Consider the following 732-nt stretch of genomic DNA (forward strand, 5'->3'; position numbering starts at 1 on the left):
GAGAGCGGAGTAACCCGGTGAGTGGCGTATAATTCCCCCACATTATGTTGAGTGGGCTTTGGACGGCCTGCACATTCTTAATGGGGACACCGAGGGACAGGCCGACCATTGCCCACGTACCCCCGCAGACACTGACGCTGACGGGCAGTCCGGCCACGGTCTGCCCCCGCGCTGATCCCAGCGAACTCAACGGGGAAGATCGGGCTGGCCGGTACGCTGGGGTGCCGGTTCAGCATCTGGCTCTCGGCTGGCACAACCTGCACTGCTTTTCTGTGGTGTCGGTGTGTTACGCTCTGCCGGATGGGTTTGTTTATGCACTTTTTTTAGGTGTCCGATAGCGACCCGCGTATACACTTGGGTGGTATTGAGCTTCTCATGCCCCAGCATCGCCTGGATATGGCGGATATCCGCGCCGTTATCCAGCATCTGCGTTGCCATTGAATGCCGGAACAGATGGCAGGCACCCGGCTTGTCTAACTGTGCCTGCTGCCGGATGGCCTTGCCTGCGATTTGCGTCAGGTGTCCCGGACTCAGCGGCCTGCCCTTTTGCGAGATAAACAGATAACCGCTGTCATAGTGCGCTGCCAGTTGTGGCCTGACGTTGACCAGATAGCGTTTCAGCCAGCCCAGCGCCCGCTCACCGACAGGCACAACCCGGTCTTTATTCCCTTTGCCCTGATTCACGACGACCGCACCGCGTTCGACGTCGATGTCCCCCCGCTGGAGCTGGCG

General features: G+C 60.0%; 1 protein-coding gene. It reads right to left on the reverse strand.

The window, feature by feature from the left end; genetic code table 11:
* Nucleotides 1-186: 186 nt before the first annotated feature.
* A partial coding sequence (locus AAC147_RS15960) for a tyrosine-type recombinase/integrase (RefSeq protein WP_047682834.1) occupies nt 187-732 on the reverse strand: 546 nt, incomplete at its 5' end.

This window comes from Xenorhabdus sp. NBAII XenSa04, from assembly GCF_963866145.1.
Classification (GTDB): domain Bacteria; phylum Pseudomonadota; class Gammaproteobacteria; order Enterobacterales; family Enterobacteriaceae; genus Xenorhabdus; species Xenorhabdus indica.